General features: G+C 69.6%; 17 protein-coding genes. 6 read left to right on the plus strand and 11 right to left on the minus strand.

Translation table 11 applies throughout. The features are described 5' to 3' along the window. Window positions 1-88 precede the first annotated feature (88 nt). The 4 genes from ACSG06_RS20650 (at window position 89) to yciH (ending at window position 4748) form a co-directional block, all read left to right on the plus strand. Complete coding sequence (locus tag ACSG06_RS20650; RefSeq protein ID WP_440992177.1) at window positions 89-1081, plus strand: AAA family ATPase; 993 nt, start codon at window positions 89-91, stop codon at window positions 1079-1081. Further along, the gene (locus ACSG06_RS20655) at window positions 1078-2085 is read left to right on the plus strand and encodes a DUF58 domain-containing protein (RefSeq protein ID WP_440992178.1); all 1008 of its coding nucleotides are present in this window, start codon (window positions 1078-1080) and stop codon (window positions 2083-2085) included. The genes ACSG06_RS20650 and ACSG06_RS20655 overlap by 4 nt, the downstream gene beginning before the upstream one ends. Next, on the plus strand, window positions 2082-4361 hold the full coding sequence (locus ACSG06_RS20660) for a transglutaminase TgpA family protein (RefSeq protein WP_440992179.1): 2280 nt from the start codon (window positions 2082-2084) through the stop codon (window positions 4359-4361). Before ACSG06_RS20655 ends, ACSG06_RS20660 begins: the two co-directional genes overlap by 4 nt. A 93-nt stretch (window positions 4362-4454) precedes the next feature. Beyond that, window positions 4455-4748, plus strand: coding sequence for a stress response translation initiation inhibitor YciH (gene yciH, locus ACSG06_RS20665; RefSeq protein ID WP_089733931.1), 294 nt, complete (start codon window positions 4455-4457; stop codon window positions 4746-4748). 46 nt (window positions 4749-4794) lie between these two features. On the opposite strand, the gene ACSG06_RS20670 is transcribed toward yciH, so the two are convergent. The 8 genes from ACSG06_RS20670 to ACSG06_RS20705 all read right to left on the minus strand — a co-directional run bounded on the left by ACSG06_RS20670 (window position 4795) and on the right by ACSG06_RS20705 (window position 10183). Further along, on the minus strand, window positions 4795-5151 hold the full coding sequence (locus ACSG06_RS20670; protein WP_440992180.1) for a rhodanese-like domain-containing protein: 357 nt from the start codon (window positions 5149-5151) through the stop codon (window positions 4795-4797). A gap of 183 nt (window positions 5152-5334) precedes the next feature. Beyond that, window positions 5335-5871, minus strand: a complete 537-nt coding sequence (locus ACSG06_RS20675) for an NUDIX hydrolase (RefSeq protein WP_440992181.1) — start codon at window positions 5869-5871, stop codon at window positions 5335-5337. Continuing rightward, entirely contained in the window at window positions 5864-6241 is a 378-nt protein-coding gene (locus tag ACSG06_RS20680; RefSeq protein WP_440992182.1) for a hypothetical protein, read from the minus strand. The genes ACSG06_RS20675 and ACSG06_RS20680 overlap by 8 nt, the downstream gene beginning before the upstream one ends. Before the next feature lie 37 nt (window positions 6242-6278). After that, window positions 6279-6692 carry a DUF5809 family protein gene (locus ACSG06_RS20685; RefSeq protein WP_440992183.1) on the minus strand — a complete coding sequence of 138 codons (414 nt, stop codon included), beginning with the start codon at window positions 6690-6692 and terminating at the stop codon, window positions 6279-6281. Window positions 6693-6716: 24 nt separating this feature from the next. Continuing rightward, window positions 6717-7136 (minus strand): DUF5810 domain-containing protein, encoded by a 420-nt coding sequence (locus ACSG06_RS20690; RefSeq protein WP_440992184.1) that lies wholly within the window; start codon window positions 7134-7136, stop codon window positions 6717-6719. Between the two features lie 41 nt (window positions 7137-7177). Continuing rightward, window positions 7178-7651, minus strand: coding sequence for a ribosomal protein S18-alanine N-acetyltransferase (gene rimI / locus ACSG06_RS20695; protein ID WP_440992185.1), 474 nt, complete (start codon window positions 7649-7651; stop codon window positions 7178-7180). Continuing rightward, window positions 7648-8136, minus strand: a complete 489-nt coding sequence (locus tag ACSG06_RS20700; RefSeq protein WP_440992186.1) for an HPP family protein — start codon at window positions 8134-8136, stop codon at window positions 7648-7650. The genes rimI and ACSG06_RS20700 overlap by 4 nt, the downstream gene beginning before the upstream one ends. 73 nt (window positions 8137-8209) lie before the next feature. Beyond that, window positions 8210-10183, minus strand: coding sequence for an aconitate hydratase (locus tag ACSG06_RS20705; protein WP_440992187.1), 1974 nt, complete (start codon window positions 10181-10183; stop codon window positions 8210-8212). A gap of 197 nt (window positions 10184-10380) precedes the next feature. Here ACSG06_RS20705 and ACSG06_RS20710 point away from each other — a divergent pair, with 197 nt between their 5' ends. Continuing rightward, a complete protein-coding gene (locus ACSG06_RS20710; RefSeq protein WP_440992188.1) occupies window positions 10381-10659 on the plus strand; it encodes a hypothetical protein in 279 nt (92 codons plus the stop codon). 52 nt (window positions 10660-10711) lie between these two features. Then, window positions 10712-11191, plus strand: coding sequence for a deoxyuridine 5'-triphosphate nucleotidohydrolase (locus ACSG06_RS20715; RefSeq protein WP_440992189.1), 480 nt, complete (start codon window positions 10712-10714; stop codon window positions 11189-11191). A 12-nt stretch (window positions 11192-11203) separates the two neighbouring features. On the opposite strand, the gene ACSG06_RS20720 is transcribed toward ACSG06_RS20715, so the two are convergent. The 3 genes from ACSG06_RS20720 to ACSG06_RS20730 form a co-directional block, all read right to left on the minus strand. After that, entirely contained in the window at window positions 11204-12010 is an 807-nt protein-coding gene (locus tag ACSG06_RS20720) for a hypothetical protein (RefSeq protein WP_440992190.1), read from the minus strand. A gap of 89 nt (window positions 12011-12099) precedes the next feature. Next, window positions 12100-12435 carry a CHY zinc finger protein gene (locus tag ACSG06_RS20725; protein WP_440992191.1) on the minus strand — a complete coding sequence of 112 codons (336 nt, stop codon included), beginning with the start codon at window positions 12433-12435 and terminating at the stop codon, window positions 12100-12102. 283 nt (window positions 12436-12718) lie between these two features. Further along, on the minus strand, window positions 12719-15514 hold the full coding sequence (locus ACSG06_RS20730) for a S8 family serine peptidase (RefSeq protein ID WP_440992192.1): 2796 nt from the start codon (window positions 15512-15514) through the stop codon (window positions 12719-12721). Window positions 15515-15615 lie beyond the last annotated feature (101 nt).

A 15615-nucleotide genomic window follows, 5' to 3' on the forward strand; every position in this document is an offset into this window, starting at 1 on the left:
CTATGGGCAACAAAAAAACTATCCCGTTACCTCACCCAGACGGAGGTAGTAGCCCTCCAGACGGATACGAGCGGTCGGAAGCACCACCATGACGGACGCCAACACTCCAGACGCTTCACACCAGCCGAGTCGACCAGAAACCACCACGGATGCGCTCTCCGTGGACGAGGCCGCACAGGTCAGCCGCGACGTCCTCGCCAACGTCGAGGACGTCATCGTCGGCCACCCGGACGAGATCGAGCACGTCTTCACCGCCGTCCTCGCCAGGGGACACGTCCTCCTGGAGGACGTCCCGGGCGTCGGGAAGACGATGCTCGCCCGCTCCATCGCGGCGTCCATCGACTGTTCGTTCAAGCGCGTCCAGTTCACCCCGGACCTCCTGCCCTCGGACATCACGGGAGTCAACGTGTTCAACCAGAAGACCCGCGAGTTCGAGTTCCAGGAGGGGCCGGTGTTCGCGAACATCGTCCTCGGCGACGAGATCAACCGCGCACCGCCGAAGACGCAGTCGGCCCTGCTCGAGGCGATGGAGGAGGAGCAGGTCACCGTCGACGGCATCACCCGACCGCTCCCGCAGCCTTTCACCGTCATCGCGACCCAGAACGCGGTCGAACCGAACCGCACCTACGAGCTCCCGCTCGCCGAGGTCGACCGCTTCATGAAGAAGCTCAACCTCGGCTACCCCTCCCAGGACGAGGAGGCAGAGATGCTCGCCAGGGTCGTCGGTGACCACCCCATCGACTCGCTCGAACCCGTCACCGACATCGAGACGGTGCGGCGCGCCCGGCGGACCGTCGCAGAGGTCACGGTGAAGGAGCCGGTGCGGAACTACGCGACCCGCATCTCGGAGTTCACCCGCGAGCACGCCAAGCTCGGCGTCTCCCCGCGTGGCACCATCGCACTCCTCCGTGCGGCACAGGCACGGGCGGTCCTGCGCGGTCGTGGCTACGTCATCCCCGACGACATCCAGGCCGAGGCGCCGCGCGTCCTGAGCCACCGCATCAGGCTCTCCGCGAGCGGCCCCCGCGACCAGGGCGTCCAGGTCGTCGAGGAGGCCATCGACACCGTCCCCGTCGAATGAGACTCACCAGACGCGGCATCGGCGCGGTCGTCCTCCTCGTCGTCACGATAGCGATGGCCGTGCAGTTCGGGTCGCGTCAGCTCGGTGCCATCGTCATCCCCGTCGCCGTCGCCTGTCTCGGTGCCGGCATCCAGATCGCGCTCACCGGCCGCCCCGAGGTCGAACGCGTCGTCCCGGACGCCGGCCACATCGGCGAGACCCGCCCCGTCCGGCTCCGTTTCGACGTCTCCTCGCCGGTCGCGGCACGCGTCGTCGACGAGACCCCCTCGGCCCTCGGGGCCACGGGAAACGACTTCGACACGACCGTCGGCGACTCCGTCCTCGAGTACGACGTCGAGTACCTCGCCCGCGGCGAGCACGAGCTCGGCCCGCTCACCGTCACGGTGACCGACGTGCTCGCGCTCGCCGAACGAAGCTACAGCTACAGCATGTACGACTCCGTCCTCGTCTACCCCCGCGTGTACACCCTCACCGGGTCGACCAGACACGACCTGAACCTCCTCCCCGAAGGCGGCTTCGACCACAACCGCGAGGAGTTCGACCGCCTCCGGGAGTACGACCGCGGCGACTCCCTGCGCGACGTGCACTGGAAGTCGAGCGCGAAGCGCCCCACCGACGACCTCGTCGTCAAGGAGTTCCTCGCCGAGACGGACCTCGGTGACGTCCGCATCGCCGCCGAGGCCGCCGACGGCTGGGACGACGACATGGCGGAGGCGGCCGCGAGCATCGCGCTCTACCTGCTCGACAACGGCATCGCCGTCGGCATCGCGACACCGAACGGCGAGCTCGAGGTCGCCGCCGGCGCGGACCAGCGCGAACGACTGCTCAGCCTGCTCGCGACGGTCGGCCCCGGCCAGGTGCCCGAGCACTACAGCGAGGAGGCCGACATCCGCATCACCGCGAGCGAGGGCACCGGCGTCAGCGTCCGGCTGCAGGACACCGAGGTGCCGTTCGAGCAGTTCCTCGACGACGAGGTCCCGTCCGGACGGGGGGTGGCGGCATGAGCGCGCCGACCGCCTACCGCGCACGGACCGAGAACGAGGTCGACGACGGCGTCGACTGGTTCCGGCTCTGTGCGCTCGCCGGCCTCGCCCTGATGACGGCGACCTGGGTCGCGGTGCTGTACGACCTCACGATCACCCTCGGTGGCTCGGTGCCCCTGCTGTTGCTGGTCACCGGCTCCATCGCGCTCGCGGCGGTGCTCTCGCGGCTCATCAGCGAGCGGGTCGCGGCGCTGCTCACCGCGGGACTGCTCGTCGTCTCCTACGGCTCGTACATCCTCTCGACGCCGAACGGTCTGGAGCTGCTCGTCCAGGCGTGGGACAAGATCATCGCCGACTCCATCTCGCTGCTGACCGGCCTGACCATCCTCCGCCTGCGGGAGGCACAGCTCTGGGTGCTCGGGTTCGCACCCGCACCAGCGTTCTTCTCGTGGTATCTCGCGTTCCGGCGGCGCTACGTCCTCTCGGCCGTCGTCGGCGGACTGGCGTTCCTCGTGCTGGTGCTGACCGGCGACGCCGCCACCGCCTTCAGCGGCGGCTGGCTCCAGCGCGGGATGCTGTTCGGCGCGACGCTGGGCGGCATCGCGATGATCGGGTTCGGCGAGCTCGAGCGTCACGGCGGCTCGCTCCTGCAGGCGGACGTGCTCGTCGTCCTCTTCACGCTCATGCTCATCGGGTCGGCGATCCAGCTCCCGTTCACGGGGACGGCGCTCCGGCTGGTCGGCGGCGGGCCGACGACCGTCGAGGGGAGCCTGACGAGCTCACCCGGTGAGACGGTCATCCAGGGCGACATCGAGCTCTCCCCGGAGGTTCGGTTCACCGTGACCGCCGACGACCCCGAGTACTGGCGCGTCGGCGTCTACGACCGCTTCACCGGCAGCTCGTGGCTCAGGACCGGTCAGTCGCGGGCGTACAGCGGCCAGCTCGATGCACCACCCGGCGAGACGGAGACCGTCTCACAGCTCGTCCGGATGCACGCGCGGACGAACGTGATGCCGGCGGCGAACCAGCCGGTGCGCGTCGAGGGCCAGGTCCGCGAGTACACCCAGGTGACCGGCCACGGCAGCCTCCAGTCCACCGTCACGTTCCAGCCGAACGACACCTACCGGGTCGTGAGCGAGGTGCCCGACGCCGACGAGGCGACGCTCCGGAGCGCCGGTACCGACTACCCGGCCGCGGTCAGGCAGGTGTACCTCGCCGACGACAAGCAGCCCGACTTCTCGAACGCGTTCGAGGAGCGGACCCAGGAGATCGTCGACGAGGCCGGCGCCGAGAACCCCTACGAGACTGCGGCCGCCATCGAGGAGTGGCTCGAGTCGAACCGGGAGTACTCGCTCGACGTGAACCGGCCCGACGGCAACGTCGCCGAGTCGTTCCTGTTCGAGATGGAGCAGGGGTACTGCGTCTACTACGCGACGACGATGACGATGATGCTCCGGGCCCAGGACATCCCGGCGCGGTACGTCGTCGGCTACACGCCCGGCCAGCAGGTCGACGAGAACCAGTGGGTCGTCCGCGGGCTCGACTCCCACGCGTGGGTCGAGGTGTACTTCCCCGACGTGGGCTGGGTCCGGTTCGACCCCACGCCCGGCGGTCCGCGGAGTGACGCCGAGGTCGCGAGCATCGAGGAGGCCAGACAGAGCGGCGACGGGCAGGTCGACATCGGCGACAGCGAGGACGCACCGCTGACGACCACGACCGCCATCCCGACCAACCGGCTGACCGGCAACGGCTCCGACCCGAACCGGACGTTCCGCGACCCGGACCTGCCCGGCGTCGGCTCCGACAACCTCGGTGGCGGCGTCAACGGAACGGGCGCGACGCCGGGTGCGACCGCCGGCGAGACCGAGGGTGGTGACGGCCCGGACGGCTTCACCCCCGAACAGCAGCGCTACGCCGCGTTCGGCCTCGTCGCGATGGTCGGGCTCGCCGCTGGCGCCCACCGCGCCGGTGCGACCCAGGCGGTCCAGCGTGCCGCGAAGCTCCGCTGGCAGGGGACGAGACGCGAGCCCGGTACCGACGTCGAGCGTGCCGTCGAGCGACTCGAGCTCATGCTCGAACGGCGCTACAGCCAGCGGAAGCCGAAGGAGTCGCCGTCGCAGTACGTCGAACGGCTCTCCGTCGCCGGCGTCGACAGGCGTGCCGACCGCGTGGTCGAACTCCACGAGAAGGCGGTGTACGGCCCCGGCGTGAGCCGGGCGGAGGCCGACGAGGCCATCGAGCTCGTCGACGCGATGGTCCGCTCGAACACGCCAATCCTCCGCCGGTTCGCGGAGTGACCGGACGGAGTCGGCGCCACCGCCGCGACGCCCGATTTGTTGCGCGCCCACCCGATAGTGTTTAATATGGCGAATTCGTAGGTCCAAGCTGTAATGTCGGAAGTCTGCTCGACGTGCGGACTGCCCGAGGAACTCTGCGTCTGCGAGGACGTTGCCAAGGGCGACACAGAGATAACCATCCGCATTGACGAGCGAAGATACGGTAAGGAAGTAACGGTGATCGAAGGGTTCGACGCGAAGGACGTCGACCTCGACAGCCTCTCGTCGGACCTCAAGTCGAAGTTCGCCTGTGGGGGTACCGTCGAGGACAACCACATCGAACTCCAGGGGAATCACTCGGGCCGCATCGAGGACTTCCTCCGCGAGCGCGGATTCAACGTCGCCTGACCCAACGGCTTCGCTTTCTCTCGGCGCCTCGCGTCGAGCGCCAGCTCTAGAACGGTGCGTCGCCAGCGGTGCCGCCGTCGCCGGCCGTCTCGGCGCGCTCCAGCTCCCACTCCCACGCGGTGAGCCCGCCGGCCATGCTCTCGACGGTGCCGTCGAACCCCTCGTAGGAGGCGATGAGCCGCGCGGCCTGCACGCTCGACTTGCCGTGCGGGCAGACCGTCACGACGTGGTCGTGGCCCGCGACGCGCTCGACCTCGGTCGGGAGCCGCTGGAACGGCAGGTTCGTCGAGCCGGGGATGTGCCCGCGCTCGAACGCCAGCTCGTTCCGGATGTCGACGACGAGCGGCTCGTCGTCGCCGTCCAGCCGCTCCTTTACCTCGTCGGGTCGGATCTCGCCGTCCATCGTCACGAAGGTACGTCCGGACGGAGGTAAGCCTGCTGGACTGCGAGGGTTCAAGTGAGAGAACGCGGCCAGCGTCGGCGATGCAGTGACGACCGCCCGCGTCGGCCACGGCGGGTGTGCGGCGCACCGGCGCGGGAGCAGTGAGCGCCGCCTGTCCGCCCCCAGAGCAGCGCCGGGCTGTCCCTACAGCAGGCCCTCCTCCTTCGCGAGCAGCACGCCCTCGACGGTCGCGTCGTTGGTCGGGGGCTCGCGTGCCCGGTCGAGCGCCTCGTCGACCGGGACGGTCCGGACGGTCAGGAACTCGTTGCTGTCGAGCTCGCGCTCTGTGGGCTCCAGCCCCTCCGCGAAGACGATGCCGCGGCGGTGCCGGAGCACGCCCGTCGAGCACCAGAACTCCTGGAGCAGCGAGACGCCAGCCGGGTCGAAGCCGGTCTCCTCCTGGAGCTCACGTGCACCGGCCGTGGTGAACGACTCGCCGTCCTCGACGATACCGGCCGGGAGCTCCAGCTGTGTCTCGCGGATGGCCGGCCGGTACTGTTCGACGAACAGCACCTGGTCGTCGACCACGGCGACGACGACGACCGCGTCGGGCAGCTCCGCCCAGTAGTAGCGCTTCTCGCTGCCGTCGGGCTGTGTCAGGAGGTCGTAGCCCCCGGTGTACCAGCCGGTCTCGTACTCGGCGACCGACTCCTGCAGCGTCCACTCGTCGGGATCACTCATCGGTCTCCCGTGCGAGTTCCAGGCGGTAAACCGTGCCGTTGTGCTGAACGTAGGCCACGTCGTCCTCGACCGCATCGGTGGAGCGCGTCCGGAGCGCGCCGAACTCGTCGAACGGCGAGTGCGTGAACGCACCCTTGATGCCGACGGGGCCCTCGTAGTAGCTGCCGGACCGGCCGTCCTCGAGCGCGGCGAACAGGTACGGGTACTGTCGCTCCGAGAAGTTCGTCACGTCGACGGTGGCGGGGTCGCTGTCGACCTCTGTCGCGGTCACGTAGTACGGGTCGCCGCTCGCGAGGAAGGAGGGCAACGCGCCGAGTGCCAGCAGGGCGAGGACCAGCCCGACCAGGATCAGCAGGTAGCGCTGTCGCATACGACGCGGTTAGGACGGGACGAGTAAGGGGGTTTCGTCAGAGCCGTTCGCGGTAGAGTCGCCCGAGCGCCTGCCGGCGGAGCGTGTCCACGGCGGCGTCCTCCTCCTCGGCGAAGGTGGCAGCGACCGCCTCGCCGGCGAAGGGAGCCACGTGCCAGGCGACGTTCGGCACCTGCTCGCTCCCCGTCTCGTGGATCTCGCCGTCGAATCCGGCTGCCCAGTCCTCGTACTCCTCGCGGGTGCCCACGTGGACGGCCAGCTCGGCCGCAAAGAGCACGTCGCGGGCCGTCTCGACGACGTCCGAGTCCACGCGGGACTGGTACTCCTCGCGGTCGAACTGCATCGACTTCGCGACCTCCTTCACGACGAGCTGTGCGGTCGGCCCGACGCCCTCGTACACCTCGCGGGCGGCCGCCTCGGTCTCCGGACGGAGCTCTCCGACGGTGTGCATACCTGGAGTGCAGAACGGGAACGGTTACTCGCTTTCGGTGTCGGACGCTGCGTCCGTCTCCTCGTCGTCCGATGCCTCCTCGCTGTCCTCGTGCATCCGCCGCGTCAGCTCGCGCGCCTCCTGCAGCACGTCCTCGTGGTCGCCGGTCGCTCGCCCGCTGGGACCACCGCGAACGCCCTCGGCGACCCTGTCCTCGAAGCTGCCGTGCTCGTGGTCGTGGCCGTCCGTCGTGTCCTCGAACACCTGGTCGAACTCCGTCTCCGGCACCGCCTCGGCGACGACCGGCGCGAGCGCCTCCGGGTTCGACGACTCCCACTCCGGAGCGTGCTCCGCGAGCCAGTCCTCGTGTTCGTCCCCGTGGAGCATCGCGGTGAACGCGAGGTGGTTCGCCAGATGTTCGGCGTCGGCGTGTGGCACCGAACAGACCGGACACTCGTATCCCATGGCCGACTGCAGGCGTTCGGCAGGAAAGGAACTTGCGTTTCTCAGAGGTCTCGGACCATCACGAGCGCGTCCTCGCCGTCGTCGTAGTACCGCGGCACGCGCCGGAGTGCCTCGAAGCCGAAGTCCTCGTACAGCGAGCGCGCGGGCTCGTTGCCGACGCGGACCTCCAGCTTGACGGAGGTGGCGTTCCGGGTCGCGAGCGTCGCGAGCGCGCGGGCGAGCAGCCGGCGGCCGATACCCTCCCCGCGGCGCGACTCGTGGACCGCGAGGTCCTTGATGTGCCCGAGGGCGCGCCCGTGGTTCGGGATGGTGTCGGCGACGACGTAGCCGGTCACCTTCCCCGCTTCCGTCGCGACGAGGAAGCCGGGCTCCTCGAGGAAGCGCTGGAATGCGTCGAACGGCCACGGCTGCGGGAACACGGCCTTCTCGATGCGGAAGACGGCGAGCAGGTCCGCGTGCTCGGCCTGCCGGATGTGGAGGTCGTCGTCCGCGGCGTCCCGGGTGACGGTCGTCACGGCCGGACAGTACGGCTGGCGCGATTATCAATCACGTGGGTGCCCGCCCGGAACGTTATGTACAGGAGACAGACACCGAGGACGATGACCGCCACGTCGAGGAGGGTGGCGAGCAGGCCGAGCGAGACGATGAGCGTGGTCGCACACGCTGGCGGGTGGACCGTCCGGGTCGCGCGCATCCCGACCGCGGTGGCAGCGACGGCGAGCACGCCGGCGAGCGCGATGCGGCCCTGTGCGGGCGCGAACGCCGCCGCCTCGGTCTGGACGACGAGCCCCGCGGCGACCGTCCGGTGGGCGAGCAGCCCCGCCAGTGCCCCGACGACGTGGCCACCGACGACGCGTCGCGGGCCGGGGTCCTGCCCGCTCGTGAGGACGAACGCGGTCGGACCGAGGCTCGGGAAGACGAACGCCGCCCCGGAGGCCCAGGCGACGACGGCCGGAACCCCGAGCAGTAGTCCCGCCAGCGCGTGCTTCAGCGAGCGCATCGGGCTCGCGTTGTCACTCCCTCGTGTTGAGCGCGTCGAAAGAACGAGGTCGGTGCTGCAGTGAGCTGCGAGTTCAGTCGTCCGCGGGCGCCGCGCCGGAGCCGCCCTGTGCGCGCTGCTTCGTCCACGGGAGCTTGCCGCCGACCGCGAGCATGTCGCGCTCGCGCTCGGACGCCTTGAGCGTCGCCGTGAACTCCCAGTCGTCGTTGACGCTGACGGTGAACTCCTCCTGGCCGGAGTCGACGCCATCGCGGATGTCGTCGACGACGGTGAGCTCGTCGCCCTGGTCGATCTTCGCGTACGTGTCCTCGTCGATGAGGAACGGCACGATGCCGAAGTTGAACAGGTTCGCGCGGTGGATGCGCGCGAAGCTCTGTGCGAAGACGGCGTCGATGCCGAGGAACATCGGGCACATGGCGGCGTGCTCACGCGAGGAGCCCTGGCCGTAGTTCTCGCCGGCGACGAGGACGCCACCGCCGGCCTCCTTCGCGCGCTCGGGGAACGTCTCGTCGATCCGGGTCAGGGTGAACTTCGCGTACTCCGGGATGTTCGACCGGTACATCAGGGCGTCCGCGTTCGCGGGCGTGATGTGGTCGGTCGTGATGTTGTCCTCCATCTTGAGGAGGTTCTCACCGGAGAGCTCGGCGTCGAGCTCGTCCTTCAGCGGGACGTCCTTGATGTTCGGGCCCTTGACGAGCTCGTCGTCGACGGCCTCGTCGGGTGCGATGAGGTCGGCCTTCGAGCCGTCGTACTGGTCGGGGAGCTCGAAGCCGGGTGCCTCGAGGTCGCCGAGCTCGTCGGCGAGGTCGCGCGGGTCGATGATCTCGCCCTTGAGCGCTGCGGCGGCGGCGACCTCCGGGGAGCAGAGGTAGACGGAGTCGTCGTCGATGCCGGAGCGGCCCTCGAAGTTGCGGTTGAACGTACGCAGGGAGACGGAGTCGCTGGCGGGGACGTGGCCGATGCCGATACAGGCACCACACGTCGCCTCGGAGAAGTTGACGCCGGCGGCCATCATCTCGGCGACCCAGCCGTCGCGGGCGAGCATCTCGGAGGCCTGCTTGCTGCCGGGCGCGACGATCATCTCGGTCTTCTTGTTGATCTCGCGGCCCTCGACCATCTTCGCGGCCGGGAGGATGTCCTCGTAGCCGCCGTTCGTACAGGAGCCGATCATGACCTGGCTGACCTCGACGCCCTCGACCTCGCGGACGGGGACGACGTTGTCGGGCATGGACGGCTCGGCGATGAGCGGTTCGAGGTCGGAGAGGTCGACGACGATCTCGTCGTCGTACTCGGCGTCCTCGTCCGGACCGATCTCGACGAACTCGTCCTCGCGGTCCTGCTTCGCGAGGTACTCCTTCGTCTTCTCGTCCGTCGGGAAGATGGAGGAGGTCGCGCCGAGTTCGGTGCCCATGTTGGTGATGGTGGTCCGCTCGGGCACGGAGAGGGTCTCGGCACCGGGGCCGGTGTACTCGAGCACCTTGCCGACGCCGCCTTTCACGGAGAGCCGGCGCAGCATCTCGAGGATGACGTCCTTCGCGGTCGCCCACTCGGGGAGCTCGCCCTCGAGGCGTACGTTGACGACCTCGGGCATCTCGATGTAGTACGGCGCACCGCCCATCGCGACGGTGACGTCGATGCCACCCGCGCCGATGGCGAGTTCACCGAGCCCGCCCGGGGTCGGCGTGTGGGAGTCCGACCCGAGCATCGTCTTGCCGGGTGCGGCGAAGTTCTCCTTGTGGACGTTGTGGCAGATACCGTTGCCGGGGCGAGAGAAGTGTGCCCCGTAGGTGCCGGCGGCCGACCGGAGGAAGCGGTGGTCGTCCGTGTTCTTGAAGTCGAACTGGTATGTCTGGTGGTCGCAGTACTGCGCGGCGATCTCCGTCTGGACCTCGTCCAGACCCATCGCCTCGAACTGCAGCCAGACCATCGTTCCCGTGGTGTCCTGGGTGAGGACCTGATCGATCTCGATACCGATCTCCTCGCCTGTTTCGAGTTCCCCCTCGACGAGGTGGTCATCGAGAATCTTCTCTGTAAGCGTCTGTCCCATAGCAAGGTGAAGTTCGGCCGTCCGCGACCATAAATCCCGCGTGTTTTGGATGGACGACCGTGCGGTTTTCGGGCCCATGGCTGTCGATTCGCGCAATCCTTGCCAACGTGCTCCACGGTCGGCACCCGGTGCGGCGGGACCACGCCACTCCGACCCCGCCGACAGTTTTTCTTCCGTTCTCTGTGAGCCTCGACGGGATGACCGACAGCACGAGCAGCGTCTCCGTCAGATGGTACCTGGCAGGGCTCGCGGTCTCGCTCCTGCTCGCCAGCGTCGTGTACGCCGTCGTCGTCCTCCCGCTCGTCTTCGGCGACGCGGCGCCGGTGCAGGATACGTCCCCCCCGGACGGGCAGATGCGGGTGGTCGACCGAGGGATGACCCTCCCGACGGTCGTCGGCATCGGGTTCGTGACGGTCGCTGCCGTCGCCCACGGCTGGCTCTACAAGCACTACCCACGGCTCCGCGAGCGACTGTGAGGTCGTCGCCCAAACTCGCAAGCTACATTCCGCTCGACTCGGACGCTCGCGTATGTACCGTTCCGGGCAGTTCGTCGCGGAGCACGTGTCGCCGACGACCGACGACCAGGTCCAGCCGAACGGCGTCGACCTCACCGTCGAGGCCGTGTTCGAACAGCGCGAGCCGGGGCGCATCCGGCGTGACGGCAAGGAGATCGGGGACCGACAGGAGCTCGAGTCCGAGCAGTACACCGACGAGGGGACGCCGACGTACTACCTCGAGGCCGGCACGTACGTCGCCCGGTACGGCGAGCGCATCGCCATCCCGTCGGGCCACGTCGGCTTCGTCTACCCGCGTTCGTCGCTGATGCGCAACTCGTGTATGTTGAACACGGCGGTCTGGGACGCCGGCTACGAGGGCCGTGGCGAGGGGCTGCTGCAGGTCCACCACGACGTCGAGCTCGCCGAGGGCGCGCGCATCGCCCAGCTGGTGCTCGCCGAGGCCGAGCACGTCGAGGAGTACGACGGCAGCTACCAGCGAGAGAACCTGTAGCGCGACCGGCGGTTACAGCGCGACGCTCGCGTCGGAGCTGTTCGAGCTGTTCGCCATCTCCCAGCACGGGCCGCTCTCCCGCTCGGGGTTCGCAGCCGCCGGGGGCAGCTCGATCTCGTGACTGGTATCGAAATCGGAGAACCGCATCGAGACGGAGAGGTCGACCTCCCGTCCGCTGGTGAAGTAGGTCGCGTTCATGTCCGACCGCAGGAGCCGTTTGGACTCGGTGTCGACGTACTGCGTGTAGGTCACGTCGTTGAACTCGACGTCGGACCCGGTGTCACCGAGCAGCCGCTGCACGGCCTCGTCGCTCGGCTCGACGACGATGACGTGGACGTCGTCCCCGTTGTACGTGTCGTTGTAGAGCGTCGCGCTGGAGCTGTTGAGCAGTTCGGTGAGGACGCTGACGTTCGTCGCCGAGCGCCACGGGCTCCGGGCGACGGTGGACTGCTCCCAGCTGCCCTCGAGGTTCAGACACTGCTGGTCGCCGAAGACGTAGGCGGTCGAGGCCTGTCTGGTCCGCGAGGAGTTCGTCCGCACGGTGGTGACGCTGTCGGTGACCATGCGCTGGGCGGCGACGTTCACCGTCCCGTTGGACTCGGTCACCTGCTCGTTGTCTCCGAACTCGATGGACGTCACCATCGAGAAGTTGTAGGAGTCGACGGTGGCCATCTCGTTGGCGACCTCGCTCCGGATCTCCTGTCCCTCGCCGCGGCTGTCGTCGGCCGGGGCACTGCCGCCGCCGAGGGCGGTGCAGCCGGCGAGCGCGACGAGGAGGGCGAGCGCGAGCGGGACGAGGACGTGGGTTCGTGTGGACATTGCGAGTCGGTCGTTGCGGCGAGGGTTGCGGCCACGTCGCTACAACCTTTTTGGTCCGTGTCCGTCGCCCGGACGGGGTCGGGACCGGGCTACTCGCCCGCGAAGTACAGCTGGTGGTGGGCCGCACAGCCAGGGTTGAACGCGCCGCCGCAGGCCGGGCAGGCGTCGGGCGAATCGAGGTACTCGCTCGCGGTCAGGCCCGCGCCGCAGCGACCACAGAGCGCCGCGACCTCCTCGAACCGGTCGCGGGGCCACGGCTCGCGGGCGTGGTCGGCGACGGCGTCGTGACACTCGAAGCAGGGGTAGAACCGCTCACAGCAGCCGAACCGAAGCGACAGCACGTCGTACTCGGCGTCGTAGTGGGTACAGCGTGTCTCGGCGTCGACGGCGACGCCGAAGACGTGGCGGTCAGCGATCCGTCGCACGAAGAGAGCGAGGGGCGGCGACGACACCTGTCTTGTGGTTCTCCGTGGTGGTGGCGTTGCCTCGTGGCGCACCGATGTGGCAGGGGGAGCGGTCGGCCGGCGGTGGGGCAGCACCGCCGGTGGTGTCGTGCCACCCCGTCAGACCCAGCAGTCCCTCGCCGCTATCGGGCCGACCGACCAGTCACCGCGTCGGTCGGATGCCGACTGGTCGCGGGTCATCGGGAGCCGGGACGGGGCGGATGAGGCGAGTGGGTCGGGGGCGGGCTGGTCCTGCGTCGCGTGGTCAGCTCTCCGCGCCGACGACCACGTCGGTCTCGCTGGTCCCGGTGACGGCGACCCAGCCGCGGGCCTCGCTCGGCTTCACCTCGGCCGGACCGAACGTGTAGCCCCTCGTGGTCTCCAGCCCGCTCGGGGCCTCGACGAAGTACTCGACGGTGGTCTCCGTGTCCGCGACCGCGTCGGTCTCGAAGGAGACGTACTGCACGCCGTCGCGCTCCTCGACGCTGGCCACGTCGTCGGAGTACTCGGTGAGCACGTCCCACTCCGCGGGGACGAGGTCGCGGAGCTGGCTGTCCGCGGAGGGGTTCACCGTCAGCTGGACGTGGTTGGTCTGGCCGCCGGTGAACGCCGAGCCGTCGTCCTCGCGGCTGCCGGCGACGAAGAAGCCGGCCTCGGTCGCCACGTCGAGCGTGCAGTGGGCCTGCACGTCGTAGCCGTTGACGACGCCGGGGACGTTCACCAGCTTGGCGACGACGAACAGGGTGTGCTCGTCGGCGTCCCGGGGGATGGCGACGGTCGCGCTCGCCTCGCCCTGGAGGCCCTGGGCGCGGGCGAGGACGTTCGGCTCGCCGTTCGAGGCGGGCGCCTCGGCGTCGTAGACGAACAGGTCGACGTGGGGCGAGCCGGCGGTCATGCCGACGTTGCCGCCGCCGTAGTGGTCGAAGGCGATGGAGACGTCGACCGTGCCGGGGCCGGCCTGCACGTAGCCGGCGACCGCGCGGGCGTCGTCCGGTCGGTTCAGCCCCATGACGGCGTCGACCGAGTCCGACAGCTCCCGGGTGACGGCGTCGACCGCGGCGTCGGGGTTGACCCGGCCGAAGCCCTCGTACGGGTCGCGGCCGCCGAAGTCGTACGTCGCGGGGTGGGCGCGGTGGTAGGGAGCGGCCGTGAGGGCCGTCTCGGAGGCCGTCGCCAGCAGGACCTGCTTGAGGCGGTAGACGTCCTCGATGTCCGTCTCGTCGGGAGCAGCCAGGGCGATTGACGCCGGGGCGTCCTCCTCCATCGCCTGTGCGACGAGGCCCGTGACGCCGGTCGTGAACGGCGTCGCCATCGAGGTGCCGGCCTTCCCGGTGTAGTCGCGGATCGCCGGCTGCTCGTCCTCGGGCGTGTCGGCCGCGCCGGTCTGGGCCGCGTTGACGAGGTCGTCGACGAGGCCACCGGGCGCGGAGACGTCGGGTTTCATGTAGACGCCGTCGTCGTCCTCGTCGATGCCGCCGATGCCGCCGGAGGAGTACGCCGAGAGGCCGTCGAGCGGTCCCGTCGCGGTGACGGAGATGCACTCGTCGGCGATGGCCGGCGAGCCGTTCCCGTTCGCGGGGGTCGCGGCGTTGCCGGCGGCCGCGCAGGTGAGCACGCCCGCCTCGGCGATGTCCTTGATGCCGCCGGGGATGGTGTCGAGGATGCCGCCGACGGAGCCCAGCGGGAGGCCGCCGGTGTACCCCCACGACATGTTCACGGCGCGCATGTTGAACATCGCCGCGAACGCGTCGGCGTGGGCGGCGAGCTGGCCGGTGGGGCCGGAGAGGCCCTGCAGGCCGACGAGGCTCTGGTCGGGCGCGACGCCGGTGTGGAGACCGCTGGGGGAGCCGGTCCGGTCGCCGTTCGTGGTTTCAGGGTCCTGGAACGCGCCGACGCTGACCGACTCGACCTTCCCGGTGGAGGCGACCTCGCCGCCGACGGGGCGGACGATCACCGTGTAGGTGCCCGTCGTCTCAGCGGGTGCCTCCACGACCGCGTTGTCCCCGAGCGAGGTGTCGCCGCCGACCTCGGCCGTGTCCAGCGAGGCACCGTCTGGGCCCTGCAGCAGCACCTCGATGGCGGTGCCGTAGGCGGAGCCGAACACGCCGGTGCCGGCCTCGGCCTCGACCTCGTACTGGCGGGTGTCGCCGAGCGCGAGCACCTCGCCGGGGGCCTCGGTCGTGACCGTCTCGGGGTCGATGGCGCTCCCTCGGCCGGTGCCGGCCATGATGGACGAGCAGTGGCTCCCGTGACCGTTCGGGTCGCGGGGTTCGTCGTAGCTCCCGTAGCGCGGGCCGGCGTCGAACCAGCCGACGGTCTTCGGGTCGTCGGCGCCCGAGCCCACCTCCTCGAAGACGACGCTCGGGTCGTCGGCGACGAACTCCCCCTGCAGGCGGTAGTACGATGCCGAGAGCTCGTACTCGCAGGTGACGTTCAACCACGTCTCGACGACGAAGCGGTAGCGCTCGCCGCCGGCGACGTAGTTCGTGATCTCCTCGGGCTGGGTTCCCTTCGTGGAGGCGGCGACGCGCTCCCACTCGCCGTCGACGCGTCGGTCGAGGTAGAGCTCGATGTCCTCGCCGTTGTCCTGGACGTCCTCGGGCGTCCACGTCATCGTCGCGTCGATGCCCTCGACGTTCGACGGGGTCTCGAACTCGTGGGTGTTCTGCGACGGGTTCGCGAACGTGCCGGGGCCGAGCGTGCCGGAGAACGACTCGCCCGCGTCGACCGGCACCTGCGCCTGCTCGTGCTTCGGGATGACGAGCTCGCCGTCGCGGACCGTCGCGCGGACGCCGTTCCAGGGGCCGAGGTCGGGGTGACGCGCCTCGACGCCGGAGTCGGTGAGTGCGACCGTTCGATCGGGACGCCCGCGGTAGCCGCGGTCCCAGACCTTGCTCGCCTCGCGGGCCCGCCAGTTGAAGAACGTCGGGTCGAGCTCGCTCGTCTCGGCGGCCGCGCTCCCGGCTCCGAGGCCGAGCAGCGCAGCGCCGGCGATGCCTGTCGTCTGCATGAACGTGCGTCGGGAGACGCCGTCGTCGCGATCCGTGGGGTCTGTGCTCATGGGTCGTCGTCCGAGAGGCTGGACGGGAGGGAAAAGGGGTTATTGACAAACCCGTCCAAACGTCCGCTGTGACCCCCCGTACCGATGGAAAAGAGCTTTAT

The sequence above is a fragment of the Haloarchaeobius baliensis genome (genome assembly GCF_052060055.1).
GTDB classification, from domain to species: Archaea; Halobacteriota; Halobacteria; order Halobacteriales; family Natrialbaceae; genus Haloarchaeobius; species Haloarchaeobius baliensis.

Coding starts and splice junctions, on each gene's coding strand:
- ACSG06_RS20650 (WP_440992177.1), top strand. CDS start 89: ATGACGGACGCCAACACTCCAGACGCTTCACACCAGCCGAGTCGACCA.
- ACSG06_RS20655 (WP_440992178.1), top strand. CDS start 1,078: ATGAGACTCACCAGACGCGGCATCGGCGCGGTCGTCCTCCTCGTCGTC.
- ACSG06_RS20660 (WP_440992179.1), top strand. CDS start 2,082: ATGAGCGCGCCGACCGCCTACCGCGCACGGACCGAGAACGAGGTCGAC.
- yciH (WP_089733931.1), top strand. CDS start 4,455: ATGTCGGAAGTCTGCTCGACGTGCGGACTGCCCGAGGAACTCTGCGTC.
- ACSG06_RS20670 (WP_440992180.1), bottom strand. CDS start 5,151: ATGGACGGCGAGATCCGACCCGACGAGGTAAAGGAGCGGCTGGACGGC.
- ACSG06_RS20675 (WP_440992181.1), bottom strand. CDS start 5,871: ATGAGTGATCCCGACGAGTGGACGCTGCAGGAGTCGGTCGCCGAGTAC.
- ACSG06_RS20680 (WP_440992182.1), bottom strand. CDS start 6,241: ATGCGACAGCGCTACCTGCTGATCCTGGTCGGGCTGGTCCTCGCCCTG.
- ACSG06_RS20685 (WP_440992183.1), bottom strand. CDS start 6,692: ATGCACACCGTCGGAGAGCTCCGTCCGGAGACCGAGGCGGCCGCCCGC.
- ACSG06_RS20690 (WP_440992184.1), bottom strand. CDS start 7,136: ATGGGATACGAGTGTCCGGTCTGTTCGGTGCCACACGCCGACGCCGAA.
- ACSG06_RS20700 (WP_440992186.1), bottom strand. CDS start 8,136: ATGCGCTCGCTGAAGCACGCGCTGGCGGGACTACTGCTCGGGGTTCCG.
- ACSG06_RS20705 (WP_440992187.1), bottom strand. CDS start 10,183: ATGGGACAGACGCTTACAGAGAAGATTCTCGATGACCACCTCGTCGAG.
- ACSG06_RS20710 (WP_440992188.1), top strand. CDS start 10,381: ATGACCGACAGCACGAGCAGCGTCTCCGTCAGATGGTACCTGGCAGGG.
- ACSG06_RS20715 (WP_440992189.1), top strand. CDS start 10,712: ATGTACCGTTCCGGGCAGTTCGTCGCGGAGCACGTGTCGCCGACGACC.
- ACSG06_RS20720 (WP_440992190.1), bottom strand. CDS start 12,010: ATGTCCACACGAACCCACGTCCTCGTCCCGCTCGCGCTCGCCCTCCTC.
- ACSG06_RS20730 (WP_440992192.1), bottom strand. CDS start 15,514: ATGAGCACAGACCCCACGGATCGCGACGACGGCGTCTCCCGACGCACG.